This window comes from Mesorhizobium sp. A556 (assembly GCF_054489545.1).
Genome location: NZ_JBTMXA010000012.1, coordinates 51,819 through 76,362 on the forward strand (window position 1 = coordinate 51,819; position 24,544 = coordinate 76,362).

At 62.8% G+C, this 24,544-nt stretch carries 28 protein-coding genes and 1 tRNA gene; 12 read left to right on the forward strand and 17 right to left on the reverse strand.

Translation table 11 applies throughout. The features are described from left to right. Position 1: 1 nt before the first annotated feature. From ACX3P0_RS20080 to ACX3P0_RS20090, 3 genes are read right to left on the reverse strand one after another with little or no spacing between them, the layout of a single operon-like run. The gene (locus tag ACX3P0_RS20080) at positions 2-973 is read right to left on the reverse strand and encodes an ABC transporter permease (protein WP_459091269.1); all 972 of its coding nucleotides are present in this window, start codon (positions 971-973) and stop codon (positions 2-4) included. Position 974: 1 nt separating this feature from the next. Next, positions 975-2,114 carry an ABC transporter permease gene (locus ACX3P0_RS20085; protein ID WP_459091271.1) on the reverse strand — a complete coding sequence of 380 codons (1,140 nt, stop codon included), beginning with the start codon at positions 2,112-2,114 and terminating at the stop codon, positions 975-977. Next, positions 2,111-3,643 carry an ABC transporter ATP-binding protein gene (locus ACX3P0_RS20090; protein ID WP_459091273.1) on the reverse strand — a complete coding sequence of 511 codons (1,533 nt, stop codon included), beginning with the start codon at positions 3,641-3,643 and terminating at the stop codon, positions 2,111-2,113. The genes ACX3P0_RS20085 and ACX3P0_RS20090 overlap by 4 nt, the downstream gene beginning before the upstream one ends. A gap of 188 nt (positions 3,644-3,831) precedes the next feature. Here ACX3P0_RS20090 and ACX3P0_RS20095 point away from each other — a divergent pair, with 188 nt between their 5' ends. After that, positions 3,832-4,041, forward strand: coding sequence for a SlyX family protein (locus ACX3P0_RS20095; protein WP_459091275.1), 210 nt, complete (start codon positions 3,832-3,834; stop codon positions 4,039-4,041). Between the two features lie 11 nt (positions 4,042-4,052). On the opposite strand, the gene ACX3P0_RS20100 is transcribed toward ACX3P0_RS20095, so the two are convergent. The 4 genes from ACX3P0_RS20100 to ACX3P0_RS20115 form a co-directional block, all read right to left on the reverse strand. Continuing rightward, a complete protein-coding gene (locus ACX3P0_RS20100) occupies positions 4,053-4,523 on the reverse strand; it encodes a GNAT family N-acetyltransferase (RefSeq protein ID WP_459091277.1) in 471 nt (156 codons plus the stop codon). Positions 4,524-4,643: 120 nt separating this feature from the next. Further along, on the reverse strand, positions 4,644-5,633 hold the full coding sequence (locus ACX3P0_RS20105) for a BMP family lipoprotein (RefSeq protein ID WP_459091279.1): 990 nt from the start codon (positions 5,631-5,633) through the stop codon (positions 4,644-4,646). Positions 5,634-5,816: 183 nt separating this feature from the next. Further along, a complete protein-coding gene (msrA, locus tag ACX3P0_RS20110; protein ID WP_459091392.1) occupies positions 5,817-6,449 on the reverse strand; it encodes a peptide-methionine (S)-S-oxide reductase MsrA in 633 nt (210 codons plus the stop codon). Between the two features lie 55 nt (positions 6,450-6,504). Continuing rightward, positions 6,505-6,819: a hypothetical protein gene (locus tag ACX3P0_RS20115; protein WP_459081604.1), complete on the reverse strand. Its 315-nt coding sequence runs from the start codon at positions 6,817-6,819 to the stop codon at positions 6,505-6,507. Positions 6,820-7,151: 332 nt separating this feature from the next. Here ACX3P0_RS20115 and ACX3P0_RS20120 point away from each other — a divergent pair. After that, positions 7,152-7,241 (forward strand) — tRNA-Ser (locus ACX3P0_RS20120). Between the two features lie 137 nt (positions 7,242-7,378). Here the strand turns inward: ACX3P0_RS20120 and ACX3P0_RS20125 are convergent. Together ACX3P0_RS20125 and ACX3P0_RS20130 are read right to left on the reverse strand one after the other, a co-directional pair. After that, entirely contained in the window at positions 7,379-7,675 is a 297-nt protein-coding gene (locus tag ACX3P0_RS20125; RefSeq protein ID WP_459091281.1) for a hypothetical protein, read from the reverse strand. A 313-nt stretch (positions 7,676-7,988) separates the two neighbouring features. Next, positions 7,989-8,234, reverse strand: a complete 246-nt coding sequence (locus ACX3P0_RS20130) for a hypothetical protein (RefSeq protein WP_459091283.1) — start codon at positions 8,232-8,234, stop codon at positions 7,989-7,991. A 163-nt stretch (positions 8,235-8,397) separates the two neighbouring features. Here ACX3P0_RS20130 and ACX3P0_RS20135 point away from each other — a divergent pair, with 163 nt between their 5' ends. Further along, entirely contained in the window at positions 8,398-9,396 is a 999-nt protein-coding gene (locus ACX3P0_RS20135) for a glycosyltransferase (RefSeq protein ID WP_459091285.1), read from the forward strand. A gap of 97 nt (positions 9,397-9,493) precedes the next feature. Here the strand turns inward: ACX3P0_RS20135 and ACX3P0_RS20140 are convergent, their stop codons facing one another. Next, positions 9,494-11,185: a glycosyltransferase family 4 protein gene (locus tag ACX3P0_RS20140; RefSeq protein WP_459091287.1), complete on the reverse strand. Its 1,692-nt coding sequence runs from the start codon at positions 11,183-11,185 to the stop codon at positions 9,494-9,496. Continuing rightward, positions 11,182-12,654, reverse strand: a complete 1,473-nt coding sequence (locus ACX3P0_RS20145; RefSeq protein ID WP_459091289.1) for a lipopolysaccharide biosynthesis protein — start codon at positions 12,652-12,654, stop codon at positions 11,182-11,184. The genes ACX3P0_RS20140 and ACX3P0_RS20145 overlap by 4 nt, the downstream gene beginning before the upstream one ends. Before the next feature lie 10 nt (positions 12,655-12,664). Between ACX3P0_RS20145 and ACX3P0_RS20150 the strand changes: the two genes are divergently transcribed. Next, positions 12,665-13,195 (forward strand): DUF4214 domain-containing protein, encoded by a 531-nt coding sequence (locus ACX3P0_RS20150; protein WP_459091291.1) that lies wholly within the window; start codon positions 12,665-12,667, stop codon positions 13,193-13,195. Positions 13,196-13,485: 290 nt separating this feature from the next. Here the strand turns inward: ACX3P0_RS20150 and ACX3P0_RS20155 are convergent, their stop codons facing one another. Further along, the gene (locus ACX3P0_RS20155; RefSeq protein WP_459091293.1) at positions 13,486-13,608 is read right to left on the reverse strand and encodes a hypothetical protein; all 123 of its coding nucleotides are present in this window, start codon (positions 13,606-13,608) and stop codon (positions 13,486-13,488) included. A gap of 201 nt (positions 13,609-13,809) precedes the next feature. Between ACX3P0_RS20155 and ACX3P0_RS20160 the strand changes: the two genes are divergently transcribed. Then, positions 13,810-14,307 carry an NUDIX hydrolase gene (locus tag ACX3P0_RS20160; protein WP_459091295.1) on the forward strand — a complete coding sequence of 166 codons (498 nt, stop codon included), beginning with the start codon at positions 13,810-13,812 and terminating at the stop codon, positions 14,305-14,307. Positions 14,308-14,337: 30 nt separating this feature from the next. Then, the gene (locus ACX3P0_RS20165; protein WP_459091297.1) at positions 14,338-14,793 is read left to right on the forward strand and encodes a DUF2214 family protein; all 456 of its coding nucleotides are present in this window, start codon (positions 14,338-14,340) and stop codon (positions 14,791-14,793) included. A gap of 13 nt (positions 14,794-14,806) precedes the next feature. Here ACX3P0_RS20165 and nth read toward each other — a convergent pair whose 3' ends face one another. Beyond that, the gene (nth, locus tag ACX3P0_RS20170; protein WP_459091299.1) at positions 14,807-15,601 is read right to left on the reverse strand and encodes an endonuclease III; all 795 of its coding nucleotides are present in this window, start codon (positions 15,599-15,601) and stop codon (positions 14,807-14,809) included. 22 nt (positions 15,602-15,623) lie between these two features. Here nth and ACX3P0_RS20175 point away from each other — a divergent pair, with 22 nt between their 5' ends. From ACX3P0_RS20175 to ACX3P0_RS20190, 4 genes are all read left to right on the forward strand, one after another. Then, a complete protein-coding gene (locus ACX3P0_RS20175) occupies positions 15,624-16,148 on the forward strand; it encodes a DUF2244 domain-containing protein (RefSeq protein WP_459091301.1) in 525 nt (174 codons plus the stop codon). A gap of 112 nt (positions 16,149-16,260) precedes the next feature. Beyond that, positions 16,261-17,154, forward strand: coding sequence for a methylated-DNA--[protein]-cysteine S-methyltransferase (locus ACX3P0_RS20180; RefSeq protein WP_459091394.1), 894 nt, complete (start codon positions 16,261-16,263; stop codon positions 17,152-17,154). A 78-nt stretch (positions 17,155-17,232) separates the two neighbouring features. Then, on the forward strand, positions 17,233-18,138 hold the full coding sequence (locus ACX3P0_RS20185) for a ribokinase (RefSeq protein WP_459091303.1): 906 nt from the start codon (positions 17,233-17,235) through the stop codon (positions 18,136-18,138). Between the two features lie 11 nt (positions 18,139-18,149). After that, entirely contained in the window at positions 18,150-19,595 is a 1,446-nt protein-coding gene (locus ACX3P0_RS20190; protein ID WP_459091305.1) for an amidase, read from the forward strand. Positions 19,596-19,601: 6 nt separating this feature from the next. Here the strand turns inward: ACX3P0_RS20190 and ACX3P0_RS20195 are convergent, their stop codons facing one another. Next, positions 19,602-20,543 carry a nucleoside hydrolase gene (locus ACX3P0_RS20195; protein ID WP_459091307.1) on the reverse strand — a complete coding sequence of 314 codons (942 nt, stop codon included), beginning with the start codon at positions 20,541-20,543 and terminating at the stop codon, positions 19,602-19,604. Positions 20,544-20,685: 142 nt separating this feature from the next. Here ACX3P0_RS20195 and ACX3P0_RS20200 point away from each other — a divergent pair, with 142 nt between their 5' ends. Further along, positions 20,686-21,111, forward strand: a complete 426-nt coding sequence (locus tag ACX3P0_RS20200) for an Hsp20 family protein (protein ID WP_459081244.1) — start codon at positions 20,686-20,688, stop codon at positions 21,109-21,111. Between the two features lie 63 nt (positions 21,112-21,174). Further along, positions 21,175-21,444 (forward strand): BQ00720 family protein, encoded by a 270-nt coding sequence (locus tag ACX3P0_RS20205; protein WP_459091309.1) that lies wholly within the window; start codon positions 21,175-21,177, stop codon positions 21,442-21,444. A gap of 65 nt (positions 21,445-21,509) precedes the next feature. On the opposite strand, the gene ptsN is transcribed toward ACX3P0_RS20205, so the two are convergent. The 3 genes from ptsN to rpoN form a co-directional block, all read right to left on the reverse strand. Beyond that, complete coding sequence (gene ptsN / locus ACX3P0_RS20210; RefSeq protein WP_459081246.1) at positions 21,510-21,974, reverse strand: PTS IIA-like nitrogen regulatory protein PtsN; 465 nt, start codon at positions 21,972-21,974, stop codon at positions 21,510-21,512. A 62-nt stretch (positions 21,975-22,036) separates the two neighbouring features. Then, positions 22,037-22,621, reverse strand: a complete 585-nt coding sequence (gene hpf, locus ACX3P0_RS20215) for a ribosome hibernation-promoting factor, HPF/YfiA family (protein ID WP_459081247.1) — start codon at positions 22,619-22,621, stop codon at positions 22,037-22,039. A 254-nt stretch (positions 22,622-22,875) separates the two neighbouring features. Then, positions 22,876-24,414 (reverse strand): RNA polymerase factor sigma-54, encoded by a 1,539-nt coding sequence (gene rpoN / locus ACX3P0_RS20220; protein ID WP_459091396.1) that lies wholly within the window; start codon positions 24,412-24,414, stop codon positions 22,876-22,878. Positions 24,415-24,544 lie beyond the last annotated feature (130 nt).

The window sequence follows — 24,544 nt, forward strand, 5'->3', positions numbered from 1 at the left end:
CTCACCGCTCCTTCACATAGGGCACGCCGCCGGCGCGCGGCGGGATGGCCTTGCCGATGAAGCCGGCAAGCAGCACGACGGTCAGCACATAGGGCAGCGCCTGCATGAACTGCACCGGCACCTTGCCAATGAGCGGCAGCGGCGTGCCTTGCAGGCGGATCGACAATGCGTCGAGGAACCCGAACAGCAGGCAGGCGAACATGGCGTTGACCGGCTTCCACTTGGCAAAGATCAGCGCCGCGAGCGCGATATAGCCCTTGCCGGCGGTCATGTCCTTCACGAAGCCGCCATTTTGCGCCATCGACAGATAGGCACCGGCAATGCCGGTCAGGACGCCGGTGCAGATCAGCGCGCGGTAGCGTAGCCAGGCAACGGAAATGCCCGCCGTATCGACCGCAGCCGGATTTTCGCCGACAGCCCGCAGTCGCAACCCGAACCGGGTACGAAAAAGCACCCACCACGTCACCGGCACCATGACGAAGGCCAGATAGACCAGGATGGAATGACCCGAAAGCAGTTCCGAATAGAGCGGGCCGATGATCGGCATTTCCTTCACCGCATCGGCTCCCGGTAGCGTGATCGGCGAGAACCGCTCGCCAGCGCCCAGAGCAGGCGTCCGCCCGCCCTGATGGAACCATGCCTGCCCCAGAATGACCGTCGAGCCGGCCGCGATGAAGTTGATGGCGACGCCTGAAACGATCTGGTTGCCCCGATGCGTGATCGAGGCAAAGCCATGGACCATCGCGAAGCCGACCGAAACGAGGATCGCCATGCCAAGCCCGATCAGCGCCGAATGAAACACCGCGGCCGCGGCAGCACCTGCGAAGGCCCCTGCCAGCATCTTGCCTTCAAGCCCGATATCGAAAATGCCGGCGCGCTCCGAATAAAGGCCGGCAAGGCAGGCAAACAGCAGCGGAACCGAAAGCCGGACCGTCGAATCGAGTGTCTGGATGATGGCGTTGAAGATATCCATCTCAGCCCCCCTCGCCTTTCGCAGCCGCCATGCCCACCGCCTTCGGGCTGAACGAGGCGAACAGCGCCTGGATCGAAGGGCGGAACATATGCTCCAGCGCGCCGGCAAACAGGATGACAAGCCCCTGTATGATGACGATCATGTCGCGCGAGATCGCCGGCATTTCGAAGGCAAGCTCCGCCCCACCCTGATAGAGCATGCCGAACAGGATGGCCGCCAGCACGATGCCGACCGGATGCGAGCGGCCCATCAAGGCCACCGCGATGCCGACAAAGCCGGCGCCTGAAACGAAGTCGATGGCCACATTGTGCTGGTCGCCCATGGTCGGATTAAGCGCCATCATGCCGGCCAGCGCACCGGAAATCATCATGGTGACGACGATGATGCGGGTTTCCGAAATACCGGCATAGCGCGCCGCCTTGGGCGAAAAACCGTAGGTCCGCATCTCGTAGCCCAGCCTCGTGCGCCAGATCAGCACCCACATCCCGAACGCCATCAACAGCGCCAGCAGAAAGGAAATATTGAGGGGCGCCGAGCGGATTTTCGCGCCGAACAGTTCGATCACCCAATTGAGCTTCGGCAACTGCCCGCCTTCGAGGAAAAGCCGGGTCTGCGGCGCTTGCGACCCCATTGGTTTCAACACGCCGACCAGCAGATAGACCATGATCGACGCGGCGATGAAGTTGAACATGATCGTGGTGATGACGATGTGCGAACCGCGCCGCGCCTGCAGATAGGCCGGGATCAGCGCCCATAGCGCGCCTATCGCCGCCGAAGCCAGGATGGCCAGCGGAAAGGTCAGCCACCATGGCAGCACGCTGTCGAAGGAGAGGCAGACAATGGCCACGCCGAGACCGCCCATATAGGCCTGGCCCTCGGTGCCGATATTGAACAGGCCGCAATGCACCGCCACCGCCACCGACAGTCCGGTGAAGATGAAGGTCGTTGCATAATAGAGCGTGAACGCTATGCCCTGCCCACGCCCGAACGCGCCTTCGACCAGGATCACTGCGGCGCGGAACGGATTTTCCCCGACCAGCAGCACGACGAAACCGGCGACGACGAAGGCGACAAGCAGGTTGAGCAGCGGGATCAGCCCGTAATCCGCCCAGGCGGGCAGCTTGCCGTAAGGCGCGCTCATTCGGCGGCCTCTTGCTGCTCGACGCCGGCCATCAGCAGGCCAAGTTCGCCCTCGCTGGCGTCCGGTCCACGCTCGCCGACGATGCGCCCGTCAAACATCACCAGGATGCGGTCGGAGAGCGAGCGTATCTCATCCAGTTCGACCGAGACCATCAGCACCGCCTTGCCGGCGTCACGCATCGCGATCAGCCGCTTGTGGATGAACTCGATGGCGCCGACATCGACGCCGCGCGTCGGCTGGCCGACGATCAGCACGCCCGGATCCTGTTCCATCTCGCGCGCCAGCACGATCTTCTGCTGGTTGCCGCCGGAGAAATTGGCCGTCTTCAGCCGGCAGTCGGAGGGCCTTATATCGTATTTCTCGATCTTGTCCCGCGCATCATTGCGGATGGCGTCGATGTCGAGGAACGGGCCGTTCGCATAGCGTGGGTCGTCGTGGTAGCCGAGGATCGAGTTCTCGTTTTCCTCGAAGGCCAGCACCAGGCCGACATGGTGGCGGTCCTCCGGAACATGGGCGAGGCCGCGATCGCGCAATTCGCCGGGGTCGGCCGCACCCGTCAGGTCTATCGGCTTGCCGTCCAGCATGATCGTGCCGGATACCGCGCGGCGCACGCCCGAAATCGCCTCCAGCAATTCCGACTGGCCATTACCGGCAACGCCGGCGATGCCGACGATCTCGCCCGCATGCACGTCAAACGAGACGTCGTCGACCATGGTGACGTCGCGCGCATCCTTGACGACCAGGTTCTTGACCGCAAGCTTGGCGACGCCGACCCTGGCATCGTCCTTCTCGACCCGCAGCAGCACGCGCCGCCCGACCATCAGTTCGGCCAGTTCCTCGACGGTTGTGTCTTTCGTCCGGCGCGTCGCCACCATCGTGCCCTGCCGCATCACCGACACCGTATCGGTAATGGCCATGATTTCACGCAGCTTGTGCGTGATCAGCACCACGGTCTTTCCTTCCTGCTTCAACTGACTGAGAATGCGGAACAGATGGTCCGCCTCGGCCGGCGTCAGCACGCCCGTCGGCTCGTCCAGAATGAGGATTTCGGCACCGCGATAGAGCGCCTTGAGGATTTCCACCCGTTGCTGCAGCCCGACCGGCAATTCCTCGACGATCGCGTCCGGATCGACCTCCAGCCCGTATTCCCGCTCCAGCCGGTCCAGTTCCGAGCGCGCCTTGGCGATGCTCTTTTTCAGCAGCGCGTCGCTCTCGGCGCCGAGAATGATGTTTTCAAGGACGGAAAAATTGTCGACCAGCATGAAATGCTGGTGAACCATGCCGATGCCGGCCGCGATGGCGTCATTGGAGGTCCGGATCGCTGTCGGCTCGCCGTTGACCCGTATTTCGCCGCTGTCGGCCTGGTAGAAGCCGTAGAGGATCGACATCAGCGTCGATTTGCCGGCACCGTTTTCGCCGACGATGCCATGGATGGTGCCGCGCGCAACCTCAAGATTGATGTCGCGATTCGCCCGAACCGCACCGAAGCTCTTGTTGATGCCGATCAGTTCGATTGCGGCTTGCGCCATGCAGCGGTTCCCACTCGTTTGCACTTGCCTAGCATGGTGCCCGCACCCTGCCAATCAGCAGGCGATCAACCACTCTCGACAAACAGCGGCGGTCTTGTCAAATGCGAACATGGCGAAAGTCACCGCCTTCACGCATGGCTGCACAAGGGCGTAGAATGGCCCTCCCCGCGGCACAAAGGAACTCCCGGATGACCGACACTCCCGACCGTTTGACGACGCTGGAAATCCGCACCGCCGAGCAGGAAAAGACCATCGACGAACTTTCGGGGCAGATCGCCGAGCAATGGAAGGTAATCGAGCGCATGCAGCGCAAGCTGGGTTCGCTGACCGAACGCTTTCTGGAACTCGAAGAGCAGTCGGCCCCGGATGTACCGATAACCAAGCCGCCGCACTGGTGAGTGGGGGGAGCCTACTCAGGATTGGCGCGGATGCTTCGCGCCATCAGCAGCATCGGATCGCCGTGCTGCTCGAATGTCTCGGCATCTGCCCAGCCGCGAGCCGCATAGAAATCCCGTGACTGCCAAGTATAGAGATACAGTTCCGCCACCCCAACCGCCAACGCATGCGCTTCGACCGCGCGAACCAACGCTGCGCCGATCCCGGTCCGCCGATGCTCAGGCGCGACCACCAGGCCGGCCAGCCATGGCGACAGGCTGTGCGGCGATTCCAGTTCATGGCGGACCATCAAGACCGACCCGACCGGCGCACCGTCGATCCGCGCAACCAGCGCGCACTCGAAACCGTCGCCAGTCATCAAAGCGGAAAGACCCGCCACTTCCTCGGCCCGTGTTCTTGAACTGCCGACGAAAAACGCCTCGAAACGCAGCCGCACAACGGCTTCCATGTCAGCTTCCCGCATGGGTTCCACGATAACCGACATTGTCACCTCGAAACAAAAAACCGCCGGGACGATGCCCGGCGGCTGGCGATCATGTTTTGTTTTGCGCAATTCCGGACAGAAAACCGGTTCCCACTTTTCCTGGAATTGCTTCAGACGCGATCAATACGGGCACGCGTTGTCCGTGTTGTAGTCGTGCACCTGGATGGTGCCGGCGATGATCTCGGCCTTGGCCTTGTCGGCGGCGGCTTTCATCTCGGGCGTAACCAGATCCTTGTTGTTGTCGTCCATGGCGTAGTCGACGCCGCCTTCCTTGAGCCCGAGGTCGTTCATGCCGCCCTTGAAGGTGCCGTTCTTGCCGTCCATGAAGGCGCTGTAGACGGCAACGTCGACGCGCTTGAGCATCGAGGTCAGCACATGGCCGGGCTGCAGGCCGTTCTGGTTGGAATCGACGCCGACGCCGAGCTTGCCTGCATCCGCCGCCGCCTGCAATACGCCGACGCCGGTGCCGCCGGCCGCCGCATAGATCACGTCCGCGCCCTGGTCGATCTGCGTCTTGGCGATTTCGCCGCCCTTGGCCGGATCGTTCCACGCCGCCGGCGTATCACCCGTCATGTTCTGGATGACTTCCGTCGCGCCCGCCGCCTTTGCCCCGCCGACATAGCCACATTCGAAGTTGCGGATCAACGGCACGTCCATGCCGCCGATGAAGCCCACCTTCTTGGTCTTGGAGGCCATCGCGGCCAGCACGCCGACGATATAAGAGCCCTCATTGTCCTTGAACTTGACCGAGCGCACATTGGGCAGATCGACATGGTCGTCGATGATCACAAAGTTCAGTTCTGGGTATTCGGCGGCCACCTTCTGCAGCGCATCGACCCAGGCAAAGCCCGCCATGGCGATAGGGTTGCGGCCATCCTCGGCGAAACGACGCAAGGCCTGCTCGCGCTGCGAAGCATTGGAAACCTCGAACTCGACATAGGGGATGCCGGTTTCGGTCTTGAACTTTTCGGCGCCGTGATAGGCGGCCTCGTTGAAGGATTTGTCGAACTTTCCACCCAGATCGTAGAGAAGCGCCGGCTGGACGTCGGCGGCAAACGCCGGAAGAACCATCGCAGCCGCTGCCAGAAGGCCTAGAACTAGTCGTTTCATGTGATCCACACCCTGTCGGTTTGCTTTTTCATTTTCCGCCATCACCGGCCGATATCGGGGTTGAAGGCGACATTTGGCAGGAGCGCAAGCCTCCCGCTTGGCTGCAATCTTGCATGGCCCGAGGCAAAATTCATCTGGAATCTTGGTCGATCAAAATAGGCGTTGGAATATGGCAGGCAGGGCCTAGCCCAGAATCGCAAACGCCACGCCCGTGCCCTTCAAAGAGGAGCTGGCCGGATTCCGTGCCAGATATTGCTGGTGCTCCTGCTCCGCGAAGTAGAATTCCGATGCCGGCGCGATCTCCGTCGTTATCGTGCCGAAGCCAGCCGCCGACAACGCCTTTTGGTAGACACCGCGCGAGGCAAGCGCTGCCTCATGCTGGGCCTCGCCCGATGCCAGGATCATCGAACGGTACAAGGTGCCTATATCGTTGCCCTGGCGCATGCCTTGTGTCGGATTGTGGCTCTCCCAGAACAGCTTCAGCAACGCACCATAGGATACGATCGTTGGGTCGAAGACGATCTGGACCACCACAGTGTGGCCGGTCAGCCCGGTGCAAACCTCCTGATAGGTCGGATTGGCGGTCAGGCCGCCCGCAAACCCGGCCGCCGTCGCCCATACACCCTCGAGCGGCCAGAACAGGCGCTCCGCGCCCCAGAAATTGCCCAGCCCGAACAAGGCCGTTTCCAGCCCCGGCGCGTAAGGCCCCTTGAGTGCGCGCTTCGAAACAAAATGCCTGGAAGCCGTGCGGATGGGCCTGGGGCGGCCCGGCAGCGCCTCTTGCCGCGTCGGAAGATGGAGCTTCTTGTTCAGCATGTCTGCCAAAAAGAACAGGGTCGTCTCCTTCAGGGTCGGTCGACCGGCGCCGGTTTCAATTTGGTCCGGTCCGCCGTTGCCGTCTGTAGCCGATTGCGTAGAGCAACACCGCAAGCGCCGCAAACACCCCGAATCCGGGCAAATCGAGCACGCGCGTAACAAGCCCGTCCCACAAAAGGGGGCTGATTTTCTCGCGCACGAAAATTTCGAAAGCGCTCAGCGTATCGGGCGAGACGGCGAGCCAGCTTGTCTTGAGTGGTGTCAGCACCAGGGCCGACGCGGCAACCGTGCGCGTTGTATCGAGCACCGCCATGATGACCGAGATCGACAGCGCCACCATGGCTGCAAGACGGAATAGGAAACGAAGCATGCAGACCTTCTAACTGTCCGTTCGATTTCACTGATAGGGGGAGACAGGCATCTTCGCAATCGCGGCACCCTGTTTTTGAAGGGCGCGGGACATGAGGAGGCTGATCTTTGCCCTGGCGACACGAACAATGGCACAGCAACGCCATTATGACTTGGCATTCGACCCAGGATCGACTAGATGAGCCGCGCGGCTGATGCTTCGACGGCTCAACCGCACGGGAAGGGTGTTGCTGGTTGGCGGCGCCTGCGGCGCGCACAAGCGCCGACATCCCAAGGGATTTGCGCATATCCCCAACCCCCGCGGCTTAACCGGCCGCGACGAAGCGCAACGACGGAGAGGTGGCCGAGTGGTTGAAGGCGCACGCCTGGAAAGTGTGTTTACGGGAGACCGTAACGCGGGTTCGAATCCCGCTCTCTCCGCCATCTATTTTTCGACGCATATAATGCTGCAATATCAGTAGATTGAGACAGTGCCCCGCATTGCTGGTGCCCCAATTTGTTGCACGATGGCTCCCTAAGGGACGAGTGTGTTAGCTGCGTCTCACAGTCTCCGGCATAGGCTATCGGCAACAAACCATGCGGACGTAAGTGTTGCCGTACGTGACGTAAGCGTCATCCGGGATGGCTCCCCTGTCCTTCATCTGCTTGGCCAGATTGGTTGCCATCTCTTGGGGATAGGTGTCGGCTAACGTGATGGCAAACCACCCATTGGTGGCGAGATACGCGGACAAGGGGATAGGCGCGGAGCGCACGTAAGCCTCCGCATCCGACAGGTTGTCGAAACTTTTGATTTGGACGTGACGTTGGCTGAAGGGGCCGCTCTCAAACTGGTCCACATAGACCCATGTGTCATGCATATAGCCGATGCGATTGCCCGATCTGACCCTATACCAACGGCCCTCACTCCCGATTATTGCTACTCGGCTCCCATTACGGAGGTTGGCGACTGTGGCTGACTTTCCGTCAGGGAGCGCCTTGACTGGAGCCGAGCCTTTCGGGTGCCTAATGCGGCCAGAGTTGGCTGACGGTATAGCTAGGGCTGAACTAGCGGGGGCTTGCGGTGCCGCAGCGGTGGTGGATTGCGGCTGCATCGGCTGAGGTACGGGCAATGGGGCTGGCTGAGATTGCACAACCGATTGCTGACGCGAGCCAGCCTCGGGCGTCACAACTCTATATTTTTCCATCTCGCTTTTGGAGAGATAACGGATAATCGTCGCTGTTATACTGAAGGGCCAGTTGTAGCAGCGCCGGGTCCACCCCCATCTCGACCATATACGTAATGATTTCGGCCGTCATTTGTTGAACAACGGAAACCGCGTCCTCTGTGCTGATAGCCAAGTCACCACTGAAGGAAGATTTATGGACCCCTATTGCCCCCGGATCGGCATAGCGAATCACACCGCCAATGAATGCCAATGAACAGGCTGACTCGAGGGCGGTGCCGATGCAGGCCGTACACTTCCGGATGACCTCTACACCGAAATGAGGACACCATACGACGCAAGGCCCCCTGCGCGGCGCGTCCTGGCGTTGCTAGCATCGGGCTTTGGCTTCGACATGCATCCGTAAGGGAGCGGCCATGCGCTTCAATTTTGTCGTGGGGCGGAGCGAGGCGGAAATCGCCCGTCTTGTCGGATGCTATGACGACATAGACACCGCAGTGGCCTCCACGGACATCTTCTCGAATGGGGAACTCTCCTGGTGCCTGCAGACCTTTGTGCTACTCGCCCGACGCGGGCGCCTCGACGTGACTTGCACCAACCGGCTCGATCCAGCGGCCGTCAATCTCGTCCATTCCGATACGCTGCTCGGGCTGCGGCCGGATTCCCGCGCCTTCGTCGTCTGCGTGCGGGCAGACTATCCGAAGCGGAAATGGGCCAACTACCACATCGTCCAGAACCGCGACCAGGCGGGACGCGCGGCGGGCTACATGCCTCATTGGGTACAGGCCGGCATCAAAGAGCGCGATCCCGGCCGGCGCGGTGTGCGCACAGTCGCCTATTTCGGACAGATCGACCGCAACCTCGCCGGAACGGTTGTCGACTGGCGCGCTATGTTCGCCGCGCACGGCATTGCATTTGAGGTGCCGGCCCGCGAGCAGTGGCACGACATGCGCGAGACCGACGTCGTCATCGGCATACGCAGCTTCGACCGCAATCCACACGGCACGAAGCCCCCGAGCAAGCTCTTCAATGCCTGGCACGCGAAAATTCCCTTCATCGGCGGGCACGATTCGGCCTATCGGCAGGTTGCGACGCCAGGGCGCGACTACCTCGTCGCGTCGTCCGGCCGCGAGGCGCTCGACCATGTGCTGCGGCTGGCCGAAGATCCGGAACTTTACGCAAGCCTGGTCAGAAACGGCGAAGCCGTGGCACAGGAATACACGTCAGAAACGATCGCGGCGAAGTGGGAAATGCTCCTCCAAGGAGAGATCATGCAGCGTTATGCGCAGTGGCGGCGCTCGGTGCTGGCGCCTGTCACCTTTGCCTTCGGCGTCGCCGCAGGACTTTCGCTCCATCATGCCCGCCATCTCGGCCGCAGGACACTCGGGGCCTTTGCACGGGCGCACAATCGCTGAAACGTACTTTAGTGCGGCTGAGCGAAAACGCGTCCCCTGCCGTGCGCCCGCGAACGACGGCGGCGCCATTCAGGAGCGATTGGTCCCGCCCAGGCAGTCAAGACCGTCGAATCCGGGCCACCAGGCGCGACGGCACCCAGCATTTAAGAAGGTCACCGCGCCCGCCGAAGCGCAGTCCATGCCTGAACGCCAGGTCAAGCCAGTGCCGCATGCGCCGTCCCGGCGGCATCAGCGCGAGCTGGGAGCAGATGAGTTGGTCACGGCGGAGCATCTGGCCGTGGACGAAGGGCACAAACACGTCCGGCGAGCCTAGATGCGGGACATCCAGGGCGATGGCGGCGGGTTGGACTTGTGACACGGCTCCCGCGGCCTTGTAGACCGCAGCAACCGCCGCACTCCATGCTGGTCCCTGATGGTGGGTTGTTACTCCCTGGCGGGTAGCATCACCCCGTTTCTCCCTGCCCGCCGGATCAGCGGCCAGCTCATCGAGAGCGGCGTTGTAGGCAGCGAGGTCCAGCGCGCGCACCAGATGTCCTTCCAGGCCGGGCATGTCCGCGCCGAGTATCTCTGCGCCCGGTCCGAACGGATAGCGGCTGACAAGAGGCGTGCCGTATGCTCCTGCCTCGAGCAGGGAAGTCGTCGAGACGAAGGGAAAGGAATCCACATAGATGTCTGCGGCCTGGTAGTAGAGTGTCGTCTGGTCACTTTCCGGCAGGCCCTCGATGCGGCCGGGGACACGGGCCTCGGCAGCCGCCCATTCGGGGGGGCTACCGCTTCCAAGGACAACAAGGCGTGCGCCCGGCCAGCGTTCTAGGAAAGGCACATGGGCGTCGGCGAAGCTGGCGCCTTCCACGCTGCGGTACTTCACCTTGCGGGCGACGGAGACGAGAAGCAGGGCTTCCTCGGGTATCCCGAGCATGCGCTTGGCCTCTGCCCTCGTGAGGGTGCGCTCGATGCGGGGAAGCGGTATAGGCAGGAGCACGGAGCGTTCCGGCGCAACGCCCCGGCGCGTGAGCGCCAGTTGCTTTCCGGAATTTCTGAGCGCGATGACGATGTCGGCGATCGACACGCTGATCCACATGGCGTGATCCGCGTGATCAAGATAGGCGATCGGCGGCCTCTCGCCGGCAGTGGAAAAGGCCAGAAGCGGTACGATGTCCCGCGTGTCGATATGCAGGACAACGAGATCGACGCCGGCGGCAGCACGGCGCAGCGATTCAGCCAGACCGAAAAGGTCTGCCGGCCCCTCGCTGCTCAGGTCGTGGATCTTTCCTCCGCTCTCCTTTACCGCCGCGACGAGTTGCTGCGGTATTTTGCGGCGCTGACGGATTAGCGCGACCGAATGCACCCCATCTCCATCCGCTTCGATCCAGCGCCAGATCATTCGCGAAAGGCCGCCGATCGGCTGAACATAGGTGACGACATGCAGGATGCGGCGGCCTGGGAGGGCCAGTCCGGGGCCGCGCGGGATCGGAGCATCGCCGAAGCTGCGCTGCGCGAGCGCGCGTACCATGGCTTCCAGTTCCGGACTGGCAAAGAGGGCGGAGTGCGCCGCCGCTGCCTGGAAGCCTGCGATCTCGCACCATGCCGCCGCCGAGGTGGCGTCGCCGGCCGCCAGCAAGTCGTGCGCCTCCGTCAGGAGTTCGCGGAAGAGGCCGTGGTTGGCGCGCAGGCGCTTCGGCCCATCCTCCAGCCACCGCGCCACGAAGGGCTCAAGGTTCTCGGTAGTCGGGGGCGGCGGGTCCGCGAGCGCGCATTCGTCATTCGTGTCTGGCAAGATGATCGTCATGGCCGCGCCCGAGAGGTTGCGGAAGAAGGTCCAAGCCGCGTCACGAAACCGCTGGCCGCGCGAATCTCCGCGAGCAGTGGATGGCGCGTGATGGCCAGTGCGGCAAGCCAGCCGGCACCCGCGCCGGCAACGGCCATAGTCAGCAGGAAGAAGGACAGGTCGGCGCGGAAGCCGCTGTGTGAGGCGATCGCCAAAGGGACTGCGGCCGAGGCCGACGCAGCAGCGGCGCTCTTCCACACGGCGGACGCGATCTCGGTCCAGGTAAATCCGACATGGCGGCGGATCGTGACCAGGGCGACGCCAACCTGCAGCGGAAGCGCGACCAGCATGCTTGCCGCCACCGCCGTCACGCCATGGGGCGCCGCCAGCACCAGGACGAGCGCTGAAGGCGGCAGCGATATAAGGCTCGCGATCAGCGTGTCGCGTACCCGCCCGACGGCGACGAGCACCGGGAAGGTGAGCGCCGCCGCGGCCGTCGTCAGCCACGCCAGCGCCATGATGCGTAAAAGCGGTGCAGCCGCGTCCCATTGCGGGCCGAGCACGATCCGCACCGCCGGCTCGGCCAATATCGCCAGCCCCAGGAGCAGCGGCCAGTGGACCGCAGACAGCAGGCTGAGCGCATGGAGGTAGGCGCGCTTGAGGTCTGCGCCCATCCTGGCTTTGGCCGTCAGCGCGGGCAGCAGCAGCGGCTGTACGGCTCCAATCACTGCACGCTCGGGAAGCTGGCACAGAATCGTCGCGCGGTTGTAGAGCGCGGCTGCGTCGAACCCGGCCGTCCGTCCCAGCAAAAGCTGCGGCAGCAACGCATAGAGATTGTTGAGAAGGGTCGTCATGCTGGACCAGCCGCCGAAGGCAAGCACTTCCCGCCACTTCGAAAGGCATGGCACGAACATCCAGAAGTTGGGTCGGCAGATCATCGCCGCAAGGGCGACGAAGAATTGACCCGTGACCCCCCCGACGATTAGGGCAAGGTAACTCCATCCGGCCAATGCCAGCCCGACCGCTACCAGGAGATTGACGACGATCCCGCCGACATTGATGAACGCCAGGGTCCTGAAATCCATATCGCGCCTGAGAACCGACATCGAGACTGCCGCGAAAGAACTCGCCAGGATGCCCAGCGAGGCGATCCGCAATGCGGTGACGAGACGCGGCTCGGCGTAGAATTCGGCGAACAGCGGCGCAGCAGAAAATAGTGCGAGCGAAACCGCTCCGCCGATTCCGGCCATCACGGTGAAGGCAGTGCGCACGCCTTCGCGGCTCGGCACTCTCTCCTGGATGATGTAAGTCCCGGTTCCAAAGTCTCGCAGGGTCTCCGAAAGCACGAGTACCGCGTTCGCGACCACAAAGACGCCGATCTCCTCCGGCGACAGGAGCCGCGCAACGATCGCGGTCATGGCGATCGTGACGAGCAACGACAGGTATTTGTCTGTGGCGGAGAACAGGAACGAGACGTGCAGGCGTGTCATTGAACCGATCGTGTCCCCGTTCGCCTCGCCCGAGCGCTTCGTCCGGGCAGATGCCGCCGCGACAGGTAAGCTACAGAGAATGCAGGGTACGAGCATCGTGGCCGATGGGGTGACCTCCTACCCCATTCGGGCGACAGATACTGCGATGTGCCGATGCGACGGCGCAGGCGACGTCCTCGTCTCGCGCATCGGTGGCGATGTTCGTCGCCACGATGGCTCGTCTCGAACGGTTGGGGCTTGCACGGTCGTTCCGGTTTCAGCCGGCCGTCTCGATCCGATATTTTTCAAGCCGAACGTCGGCAGGCCGGAATTCGCTCAGCACTATGGCAGCGAGGACTCGCTCTCCAACACCCCCTTCATCAACCTGCTCTACGAGAACGTGCTTGGGCGCGAACCCGATGCCGACGGCTTTGCCTACTGGACCAACAAGCTCGACACCGGCCAGACCAAACACGGCGACCTTTTGGCTTTCTTCTCCGACAGCAACGAGAACATCGCCGGCACCGCAGACGCCCTCAGCGATGGCATCTGGTTCGTGTGAGGCAGCCTCACTGCTTTGCCGCTTGATAGCACCCTATGGCGACTGCCTTGAAGTCCCCTTCCGGTGCGGGGTCACGGCACTTTCCCCCGACCAAAACAGGAACCGTCAAATGGCTGGCGAAAAGGACAAAGCCTCCTATCTTAATGATAGGTTTGCGTTGGATCATGGAGCGGCGGATGTCACGGTACAAGATAGCGGCAGTCTTTGCCCTGGCATTGGGGGCCTCGCCTTGCCTGGGCCCGGCCGCGTTCGCCATAGATATGATCAATCCGGCTAACCAGGGCGCTCTTTCAAGGCAAAACGATGCCCAATTGCGGGCGTTGCAAGACCAGTTTCAGCGCCAGCAGTTCCAGCAGTTGCAGCAGCAGAACCGCGAGTTGGATCGGCGCGTACTGCCCCTGCCGCAGCCGCAAGTACCCACCATGAGGCCGACATGCCGGACGGAACCATACGCCAGCAGCCTCAGGACGGTCTGCCGGTAGCCGGCCATTCCCGAGCACGAAACCGCCGCGCACCGCTTCGGGCGCGCTGCCGTAGGATGCTCCGCACCGAAACCGGATTCCACTTTCCGGCCAGATGGTCTAAGGGCTTTCCTGTTCGGGAAATCGCATGCAATGGCAGCCACCAAGAAAAACGCGCTAAAGAAGGCCAGGAAGGGAGAGGTCATTCGGCAGGTTGCCGCCGTCCCCTATCGGCTGGATCAAAATGGCGAATTGGAGGTTCTGCTGATCACGTCGCGCGAAACCCGGCGCTTCATCGTCCCCAAAGGTTGGCCCATGAAGGGCAAAAGCGGGCGCAAGGCCGCCACGATCGAAGCGGCCGAGGAAGCCGGCGTCATCGGCAACATGCAAAAGGCCCCCGGTGGCGCCTATTCCTACTGGAAGCGGCTCTCGAGCAGCTTCGTGCGGGTGAACGTGGTGGTTTACCTGCTGTCGGTGACGGAAGAACTGGCCGGTTGGCGCGAACGAAAAACGCGCAAGCGCGCGTGGCTTGCGCCTGGCGAAGCCGCCCTGCTCGTCGACGAACCGGAATTGGCGACGCTGATCCGCACCTTGACCCCGCCTGAAGATGATTCGGTCCCTGCACAGCCGGAACGCCAGCTCTTGACCTAGAACCGCTCTACTAAAACACAAGGAAGCCCCATGGACACCGCCGATCTCGGACTTGCCATTCTTCACCATCTGCTGGTGTTTTCGCTGGCCGGCATCATCGGCGCCGAATTCGTGCTGGTGCGCGGCGACCCTTCGCGGTCCACAATCAACCGGCTGGCCCGCATCGATCGCCATTACGGGCTTGTCGCGATGCTGATCATTCTCGTCGGCGTCGGCCGCGTCGTCTATGGCCTCAAGGGCTGGGAATTCTACGTCTACAACTGGGTTTTCTGGGCCAAGATGGCCGCATTTCTTGCCGTCGGCCTGTTATCGATCCGCCCGACCATGCGCTACATCGCCTGGAACCGGCACGCGGGCGCCGACCCTCAATTCCAGGTGCCGGCAGGCGAACTCGCATCGGTACGCAGTGCCGTGCGGACGCAGGCGGTCGTGTTCCTGCTGATACCGGTATTTGCCGCCGCCATGGCGCGCGGCTATGGGCTTTGATCCAAGCTGAAGGCTAGCCCGGGTCCACCGGCCCGAGCGGCGTGACCTCGACCAGCGGAGCCGGAATGCCGCTGGTCTTTACGGCCGCCTTGCAGATATCGGCGATGACGCAAGCCGGGCAGTCGGGCTTGCGCGCCTTGCAGACATAGCGGCCATGCAAGATCAGCCAATGGTGCGCGTGGCGCATATATTCGTCGGGAATGATTTTCAGCAATCCCTGCTCGACCTGCTCGGGCGTCTTGCCGGGGGCCAGCCCCAGCCGGTTGCCGATGCGGAAAATATGCGTGTCGACGGCCATCGTGTGCTGGCCGAACGCCATGTTGAGCACCACATTGGCGGTCTTGCGCCCTACCCCCGGCAATTTGACCAGTTCTTCGAGGCTGCCGGGAACTTCACCGCCATGGTCGCGGATCAGCGCCGCGGACAACGCCACGACATTCTTCGCCTTGCCGCGCCACAAGCCGATGGTGCGGATATGAGCGCCGACCTCGGCCTCGCCCAGCGCCAGCATCTTCTGCGGCGTATCGGCAATCGCGAACAGGGCGCGCGTCGCCTTGTTCACGCCCACATCGGTCGCCTGCGCCGAAAGCACGACCGCAACCAGCAGGGTGAAGGCGTTGACATGCTCCAGCTCGCCCTTCGGCTCCGGCCGCTGGACGGCAAAGCGTCGGAAGATTTCGCGCACTTCCGCCTCGCTGTAGCGCGAGCGGACGCGAGCGGCGCGCGGCTTGGCGGTCGACGCGCCGCGCTTGCCTGCCTGCATTTTATTTTTGGGCGGCGATGTATCTTTGGGCTTGGGATTGGCCATATTCCTCCTATAATATCTAGACATGAGCGACACAAACGCCTCTTTCCCTGGCGACCCCATGTCAGGCGCGTCATTTCGAGCCGACGAGCCCTTTTTCCGGGCGCTGCTGACGCCGCACCGTTCGCTGGGCCGCACCGGCTTCACGCTCATCATGATCGGACTGATGTTCAGTTGGGCCGTGACAGGAGCCATCTTCCTGTCGCATGGCGCATGGCCGGTGTTCGGCTTCTTCGGGCTCGACGTCCTCGGCGTCTACATCGCCTTCCGCATCAACTATCGCGCCGCCCGCGCCCGCGAGGAAGTATCGGTATCGCGCACGGCGCTTGATATCCGCAAGATCGCCCCGTCAGGCAAGTTGGAAGCGCACCACTTCAACCCGTTCTGGACACGCTTTTCCGTGGCCCGCCACAGCGAAATCGGCATCACCAGAATGGAAGTGGAAGCGCAGGGGCAGCACGTATCGATCGGCGGCTTCCTCAACCCCGACGATCGCGACAGCTTCGCCACGGCCTTTACCCGTGCGCTGGCGACGGCCAAGGCCGGATAGCGGCACAAGTCCGGCATTTCGCGGGAAGCAAGGCAAGTTTCGGGTGGAAGCCGGGAGCCAAGGCGACGATATTCATGGCCAAGGAGACATTGCCATGAACACCCAGATGCTTATGAATGCGCCGATGCCACTAGCCCCTAGCGCCATCCTCGAAAAAGATATTACACCGGAGGGTGGCGACTATGAGATCGTGCGCCGCGCCATCGAAAAGATAAGCCTCGACTATCGCGACCAGCCCTCGCTCGAAGTGCTGGCTGAGGAAGTAGGCGAGACGCCGACCGGCCTGCAGAAACTGTTCACGCGCTGGGCCGGCCTGTCACCCAAGGCCTTCCTGCAAGCCGTTACGCTCGACCATGCGCGAAAACTGCTCGATAGCGGCCTGCCGCTGCTCGAAACCTCGCTTGAACTCGGCATGTCGGGTCCCGGCCGGCTTCACGACCTGTTCGTCACCCATGAGGCCATGTCGCCCGGCGACTACAAGACGCGCGGCGCCAGCCTGACCATCCGCTATGGCTACCACATTTCGCCGTTCGGCATCGCGCTGATCATGGTGACGGATCGCGGCCTTGCCGGCCTTGCCTTCAACGACCCCGGCGAAGAGCGGGCGGCGTTCGCCGATATGGCCGGCCGCTGGCCGAACGCCATTTATGTGGAAGACATGGCCGCAACGGCTCCCTATGCCGCGCGCGTCTTCGATCCCTCCCGCTGGCGCGCCGACCAGCCGCTGCGTGTCGTCATGATCGGCACCGATTTTCAGGTGCGCGTGTGGGAGGCGCTGCTGCGGATTCCGCTCGGCAAGGCCCGCACCTATTCCTCCCTTGCCGCCGATATCGGCGCGCCGGACGCGTCGCGCGCCGTGGGTGCTGCCTGCGGGGCCAACCCGGTATCGTTCGTCGTGCCTTGCCACCGGGCGCTTGCCAAATCCGGCGCACTGACAGGCTATCACTGGGGCCTGACGCGCAAGCGTGCGATCCTGGGCTGGGAGGCGGGAAAGCTTTCCGCCTGATTTTCCGGGCGTTGCCGTCTGGAAAGACCCGTTTGGAAAGGCTAGCCTCCCGGCAACTTCCGGGAGGCATTTCCTTTCATGATTATCGTCATCGGCTCGATCAATCTCGACATGATCACCACGGTCGACCGTTTGCCCAGCCCGGGCGAAACGGTTCGCGGCTCGGGTTTCAAGACGTCCGCGGGCGGCAAGGGCGCCAACCAGGCGCTGGCGGCAGCGCGGGCCGGAGCCAAGGTCCGCATGGTTGGCGCAGTCGGCAAGGACAGCTTCGCTGCCGAGGCATTGACCTGTCTTGAGCAAGCTGCAATCGATCTTTCGGGCGTGGGCCAGATGCATGCGAGCACCGGCACCGCCGCCATCCTGGTCGACGATGCCGGCGAGAACGTGATCGCGGTCGCGCCGGGAGCCAACGATTCGGTACTGCCGGGCGATCTTGCCAAGGCCTTCCTGGCCAAGGGTGACATCGTCCTTCTGCAACAAGAAATCCCCTTGCAGACCGTCGAAGCCGCGCTCGATGCGGCCCGAAAGGCGGGCGCGATCACCGTGCTCAACACCGCGCCATTCCGCACCGAGGCGGCCGGCTTTCTCGACAAGGCCGACTATGTCGTGGCCAACGAGACGGAATTCGACCTCTATGGCGAGGCGCTGGCGCTTGCCGGCCGCGACCGCCCCGCCCGTATGCGCGCCTTTGCGCAAAAGACGGGCCGCACCATTGTCGTCACGCTGGGCGGCGACGGCGTTATCGCCGCCACCGCAGACGATTTTCTGCAAGTGCCGGCGCTCAAGATAAAACCCGTCGATACCGTCGGCGCGGGCGACACGTTCTGCGGCTATCTGGGTGCGGCGCTTGCCGCCGGCCTGCCGCTCGAAAAAGCACTGGAACGCGCCGCCGCCGCTGGCTCGCTCGCCTGCCTGAAGCCCGGCGCACAACCGTCCATTCCCTTTGCCAAGGATGTCGACGCCGCACTGGAAGCCGCGAAATGAGGACTGAAGCGATGGATGCCATTTCGCCAAATAGGCATAAGATACCGCCGGCGCACGACATCTGCCGCCTTTCCGCCGTCGATCTGGTGGATGCCGTCAAGCGCAAGACCTTGTCCGTGCGCGAGATCATGGTGGCCTTTCTCGACCGCATCGAAACGGTCAATCCGCACGTCAACGCAATCGTCTCGCTGCGCGAGCGAGCCGATCTGTTGCGCGAAGCGGATGCGGCGGACAAGGTGGCTGCGCCATCGGGGCCGCTGTTCGGCTTACCCATCGCCATCAAGGATCTGGCGCTGACCAAGGGCCTGAAAACGACCTTCGGCTCGCCGATTTTCGCCGATTTCGTGCCGCAAGAGGACGATTTCTTCGTCCAGCGCATTCGCGAGGCCGGCGCCATCATCATCGGCAAGACCAACGCGCCCGAATTCGGCCTCGGCTCCAACACCTATAATCCGGTATTCGGCCCGACGCTCAACGCCTTCGATCCGGCGTGGACGGCGGGCGGGTCCAGCGGCGGTGCTGCGGTAGCATTGGCGCTCGACATGGTGCCCGTCGCAGACGGCAGCGACTTTGGCGGCTCCCTGCGCAATCCGGCCGCCTTCAACAATGTGTTCGGCTTCCGGCCCTCGCAGGGGCTGGTTCCCGGCGGCCCTTCGCCCGAAACCTTTTACGCGCAGATGGGCGTCGACGGACCGATGGGCCGCAGCGTTCGCGACATGGCACTCCTGCTCGACGTGCAGGCGGGCTATCATCCGCAAGCGCCACTTTCCTATGAAAAGCCGGGTTCCTTCCTTGCCGGCCTCGATGTTCCGGCTTCCGGCGGGCGCATCGGCTGGCTTGGGGATTTCGGCGGCAGGGTGCCGATGGAACAAGGCATTCTCAGCCTTTGCGAAGCAGCGATGAAACGCTTTGGCGATGCCTCTTTCGACAGCGAGCCCTTGCCGTTGGATTTCGACGTCGAGGCCTTGTGGCAAGCCTTCGTCACGCTGCGCCATGCGTCCAGCGGCTGCGCCCTGAACCTTCTGGCGCAAGACCCCGAGCGCCGCCGCCTGCTCAAGCCGGAGGCGCTGTGGGAAGCAGACGGCGCCGCGCGCCTGACCGCTCCGCAAATCCATGCCGCCGCCTGTATTCGCACCGCCTGGCATCAGGCTTTACTGGCGCTGTTCGAGCGATTCGATATCATAGCCATGCCCTCGGCGCAGGTTTTCCCGTTCAATATCGAGACGCCGTGGCCTAACAGCATCGCGGGCCAGCCCATGGACAGTTATCACCGCTGGATGCAGGTGACCTGCTTTGCGACGCTGGGCGGCTGCCCCTCCGTCAATGTGCCGGTCGGTTTCGATACGCAGGGCAGGCCGATGGGCATGCAGCTGATCGGCCGCCCGCGCGGCGACATGGCGGTGCTGCGTGCGGCCGCCGCTTACGAAGCAACCTTGCCATGGCCGACTGGCGCCTGAAAAAAGCTACAGCCGCGCCAGCCGCTCGGTCAGCAGCGCGAAGAAGCCGTCATGGTCGATGTCGCGCATGACCAGCGCGTTCTTCGGCCGTCCCGTCACGCCCCACCAGTCGATGACGGTCATGCCCATGGTCAGTTCCGATGCCGTCTCCACCACGACATTGCAGTCGCGGCCCTTGAACAGATCCGGCTTGAGCAGATAGGCGATCACGCAAGGGTCGTGCAGCGGCCCGCCATCGGTGCCGTATTTGGCCTCGTCGAAGCGTTCGAAGAATTCCAGCATATCGGCTACCGCCTGCCCGACCCTGCTGCCGATGTTGCGGATGGAAGCCGTGCGCGCCGCTGACGTCAGCGCCTTGTGCGTGACGTCGAGCGGCATCATGACGATGGGAACGCCCGATTTCAGCACGATATCGGCGGCGTGCGGATCGACATAGATGTTGAATTCGGCCGCCGGCGTGACGTTGCCGCCCTCGAAGAAGCCGCCGCCCATCAGCACGATTTCACGGATGCTCGGTGCGATCCTCGGGTCCCGCACAAGCGCCAGCGCGATGTTGGTAAGCGGCCCGAGCGCGCACAGCGTGATCGACCCGCTTTCCTCCTGCATCAGCGTCTCGACGATGAAATCCACCGCATATTGGTCCTGCAACTTCATGACGGGTTCCGGCAGGTCCGGCCCATTCAGGCCCGTTTGGCCGTGTACTTCCTCGGCCGTCACCAATTGCCGCATCAGCGGGCGTATCGCGCCGGCGAAAACCTTGATGTCGCTGCGCCCGGCCAACTCGCAGATCTTGCGCGCGTTCTTCTCCGTCAGCTTCAGCGGCACGTTGCCGGCGACGACGGTAATTCCCACCACCTCGATCTCGGCGCTGCCTAGTGCCAGCAGGATGGCGACGGCATCGTCCTGGCCGGGGTCGGTGTCGATGATGATCCTGCGTTGGGCTGGCATGGGAATTCCTTGTCGGGTGCTACGTTTCGGGCAGGTAAATGGCGCTTGAACTTGGCCGCAAGGCGGACCATATCAACACCATCGGGAAAAATGCCAGTCGGGTTTTTCCAGTTATGTCGCTCTTCAGAGGACACGCGGTGGTATGAACAGAATGACGCCCTTTTCCAGCCCGCTCCTGCTTGGCTTCGACGCCATGGAAAAGACGCTGGAACGCCTCGCCAAATCCGGCGACGGATACCCGCCCTACAATATCGAGCGCTTGCGCGGAACCGAAGGGTGCGCCGAGCGGTTGAGGATAACGCTGGCGGTGGCCGGCTTTGCAGATGACGATCTCGACATTACCGTCGAGGAAAGCCAGTTGATGGTGCGCGGTCGCCAGACCGACGACACTGACCGAGAGTTTCTCCACCGGGGCATCGCGGCACGCCAGTTCCAGCGCTGTTTCGTACTGGCCGACGGCATGCGCGTGATCGCGGCGGAACTGAAGAACGGGCTGTTGTCGATCGATCTCGACCGCCCGGAATGCGAGCGGCTGGTACGGAAAATAAACATATCGGTGAAAGACTGATCTTTACCGATGGCTCTTATGCGGGATGGCCCGAAGCGGCATCCACGCGAAAAGGAGGCTGAAATGACCAGAACCCAAGAAAATACCGCCATGACCCCGGCCATGACCAAGGGCGAATTCGCCCTGCTTGGCGAAGGCTCGGTGGCCTACCTGCGCAAGGTGTCCAGCGACGATCTGCGCGGCCGTTTCCCCACTCTGGGCGAAATCGCGCCCGGCATGGAATTGTGGGCGCTGTTTTCCGCCAACGGCCAGCCGATCCTGCTTTCGGATGCGCGCGATCGTGCTTTGGCCGGCGCCATGGAAAACGATCTCGTGACGGTCGCTATCCACTAAAATAATGACCTCAACGAAAAGGGCCGCAATCAGCGGCCCTTTGAACTCGTTTTATCAAAATAAGCTCAGGCCGCGTGCGAAGCCCGTGTCTCCGACAGGAGGGCATGGATGGCGGACGCATCGTGCGTCCCCCTGATCTTGGCTACCGTGTCGGCGTCGCGCAGCACCCGCGCAATGCGTGACAGCGCCTTGAGATGGTCGGCACCTGCCCCTTCCGGCGCGAGCAGCAGAAACACCAGATCGACCGGCTGGTCGTCCAGCGCTTCGAAATCGACCGGCGTCTCCAGCCTGGCGAATACGCCGGTGATGTGCTTGACCCCGACGATCTTGCCATGCGGGATGGCAATGCCGTTGCCGACACCCGTAGAGCCGAGCCGCTCCCGCTGCAGGATGGTTTCGAATATCTCCCGCTCCGGAATCCCGGAAATCGCTGCCGCCCGCTCGGACAGCGATTGAAGCAACTGCTTCTTCGAGTTGACTTTCAACGCCGGCATGATCGCTTTTGCGTCGATCAGATCGGTCAGATCCATTGTGACTATCCCTTGCTTCACCGTCGCCGGAGTCCCCACTCCAGCGCGGATGGTCCCTATCCCTACGAGAGCTTGGTCGTCGAGGGGTCGATCCAGCCGATATTTCCATCGGGCCGGCGATAGACAATGTTGAGATGATCGCTTCCGGCGTTGCGGAAGACGAAGACAGGGCTGTCCTTGGTGTCGAGTTCGATCACCGCCGAGGCCACCGACATCGTTTTCAACGCCATGGACGATTCGGCCACGATCGCGGGCGCAAAATTCTCCGGAATTTCCTCGTCGTCGTCGGCCAGCGGCTCCATCACCGCATAGGCCATTTCGACGGCATCGGCGCTGCTGCCGACATTGTTGGGGTAATGCGACTTCAGACGGCGCTTGTAGCGCCGAAGGCGCTTTTCAAGCCGCTCGGCTGCGGCATCGAAGGCTTGGCTCGGGTCCTGGGCATCGCCTGCGGCCTGCAGGGAAGCCCCCGAATCCAGCCGAATCATGCAGTCGGCCGAATAGCGCGATCCTGATTTGATGACCGTTACCTGACCCGAAAAACCCCGGTCGAAATATTTTTCAATCGCCTCGCCGATACGTTCCGTGATGCGGGTGCGAAACGCATCACCGATATCCATGTGTTTTCCCGATATGCGCAGCGTCATCTGGAAATCGACCTTCCTGTTTTAGGGCTTCACATTGTCTGGAGTTTATACCCGTGCTCCGTGCGCACAAGCTTCGCGACGTTTCCTGCGCCGTTTTTACGTCCGAGCTTTCAGATTGCTCACAGACCGCCCTATTACCGTCATTATGGCGACGCTTCCGCATGCGGGCCGTTAGCCCACCTCATGCGGGCGGGCTTCTAGCCACTTCCCCGCGGCTTGTCAAATAAGGTCGAAGCAGGAAAATTCCACCGGATTCAGCGTCCGGCGTTCGCCAGCGCGCGCTTTTCGCGCCGCCTTTGCACGGACGACGCGATAGTCATGCCTTCCCGATACTTCGCAACCGTACGCCGGGCGATGTCGATGCCAACGGCCTCCAGCATATCCACGATAGCATCGTCGGAAAGCACGTCCGCGGGCTTTTCCTCGTCGATCAACTGCCGGATGCGGTCGCGCACCGCTTCGGACGAATGCGCTTCGCCGCCTTGCGAGGAGGCGATCGAAGCGGTGAAGAAATAGCGCAGTTCGAATACGCCGCGCGGGGTGAGCATGTATTTGTTGGCGGTGACGCGGCTGACCGTTGATTCGTGCATGCCGATGGCATCGGCCACCGCCTTCAGGTTGAGCGGCTTCAGATGGCGCACGCCATGGACGAGAAACGCATCCTGCCGGCGCACGACCTCGGAAGCGACCTTGAGAATGGTCTTGGCCCGCTGGTCGAGGCTGCGCGTCAGCCAGCTCGCATTTTGCTGGCATTCGGCCAGGAAATCCTTGTCGGCCTGGCTCTTTGCATGGCTGGAGACATGCGCGAAATAAACCTGATCGACCAGCACCCGAGGCAGCGTATCCGGGTTGAGCTCCACCGCCCAGCCGCCATCGCCGGCAGCCCGCACCTCGACGTCGGCGACGATTGCCTCGCTAGTTCCGCCTGAAAAGGCCATGCCCGGTCGGGGGTCCAGCGCCTGGATTTCCGCCAGCATGTCGACAATATCGTCCTCGTCGACGCCACAGAGCCGTTTCAGGGTGTGAAAGTCGCGCTTGGCCAACAGGTCGAGATGGGCAACCAGTATCTTCATGGCCGGGTCGAAGCGGTCGCGCGCGCCAAGCTGCAGCGCCAGGCACTCGGCAAGGTCGCGGGCAAAGATGCCCGCTGGCTCGAATGTCTGGCACAGCGCCAGCACTTGCGCCATCGCCGCTTCGTCCGCCCCGAGACGGCCCGCGATTTCCGCCATGTCGGCGTGCAGATAGCCTGCATTGTCAAGATTGTCGGCCAGTTCGGCGGCAATCAGCCTCAGTGCCGGATCGCGGAAGCCAAGCGCGATCTGCCCGCCGACATGATCGCGCAGCGTAACGGCGCTTGCGGCGACCGCCTCCATGTCCAAGGACGCGGAAAATGGGCCGGCCCCGGTGCCGGACGTGGTTTTCCATTGCGCGTCCAGCGTGGGGCCGAGCCGGTCGCTGGTGCCAGGATCGTCCGGGAAAATGTTTTCCAGCGACGTGTCCAGCCTGTCGGCCATCGCCTCCGCGCTCAGCGGTGCGTCCTTGTCGAACCAGTCTTCCTGATCGCCCGAACGCGGCACGTCGCCGCCGTCCGCAGCCGGCTCGTCCCCAGCGTCGGCCCCAACATCGTCCTGCCTCTCGGCGCGCTCAAGCAATGGGTTGCGCTCGATCTCCTCGTCGATGAAGCGCTCCAGTTCGGCATGGGTGAGCTGCAGCAGCCGGATCGACTGCATCAGTTGCGGGGTCATCACCAGCGACTGGCTCTGCCTGAGCTGCAATTTCGCGCCGAGCGCCATAGCCGGATTTATCGCCTCATGAACGCCGAAAACAATTTTCCAGCCGGACATAGGAACTGGCCCGGCTCTTGCTTGTCAAGGCAACAGATAGCAGGGACGGCTTACCAGCGCGTTATCGGGATCTTCAGCG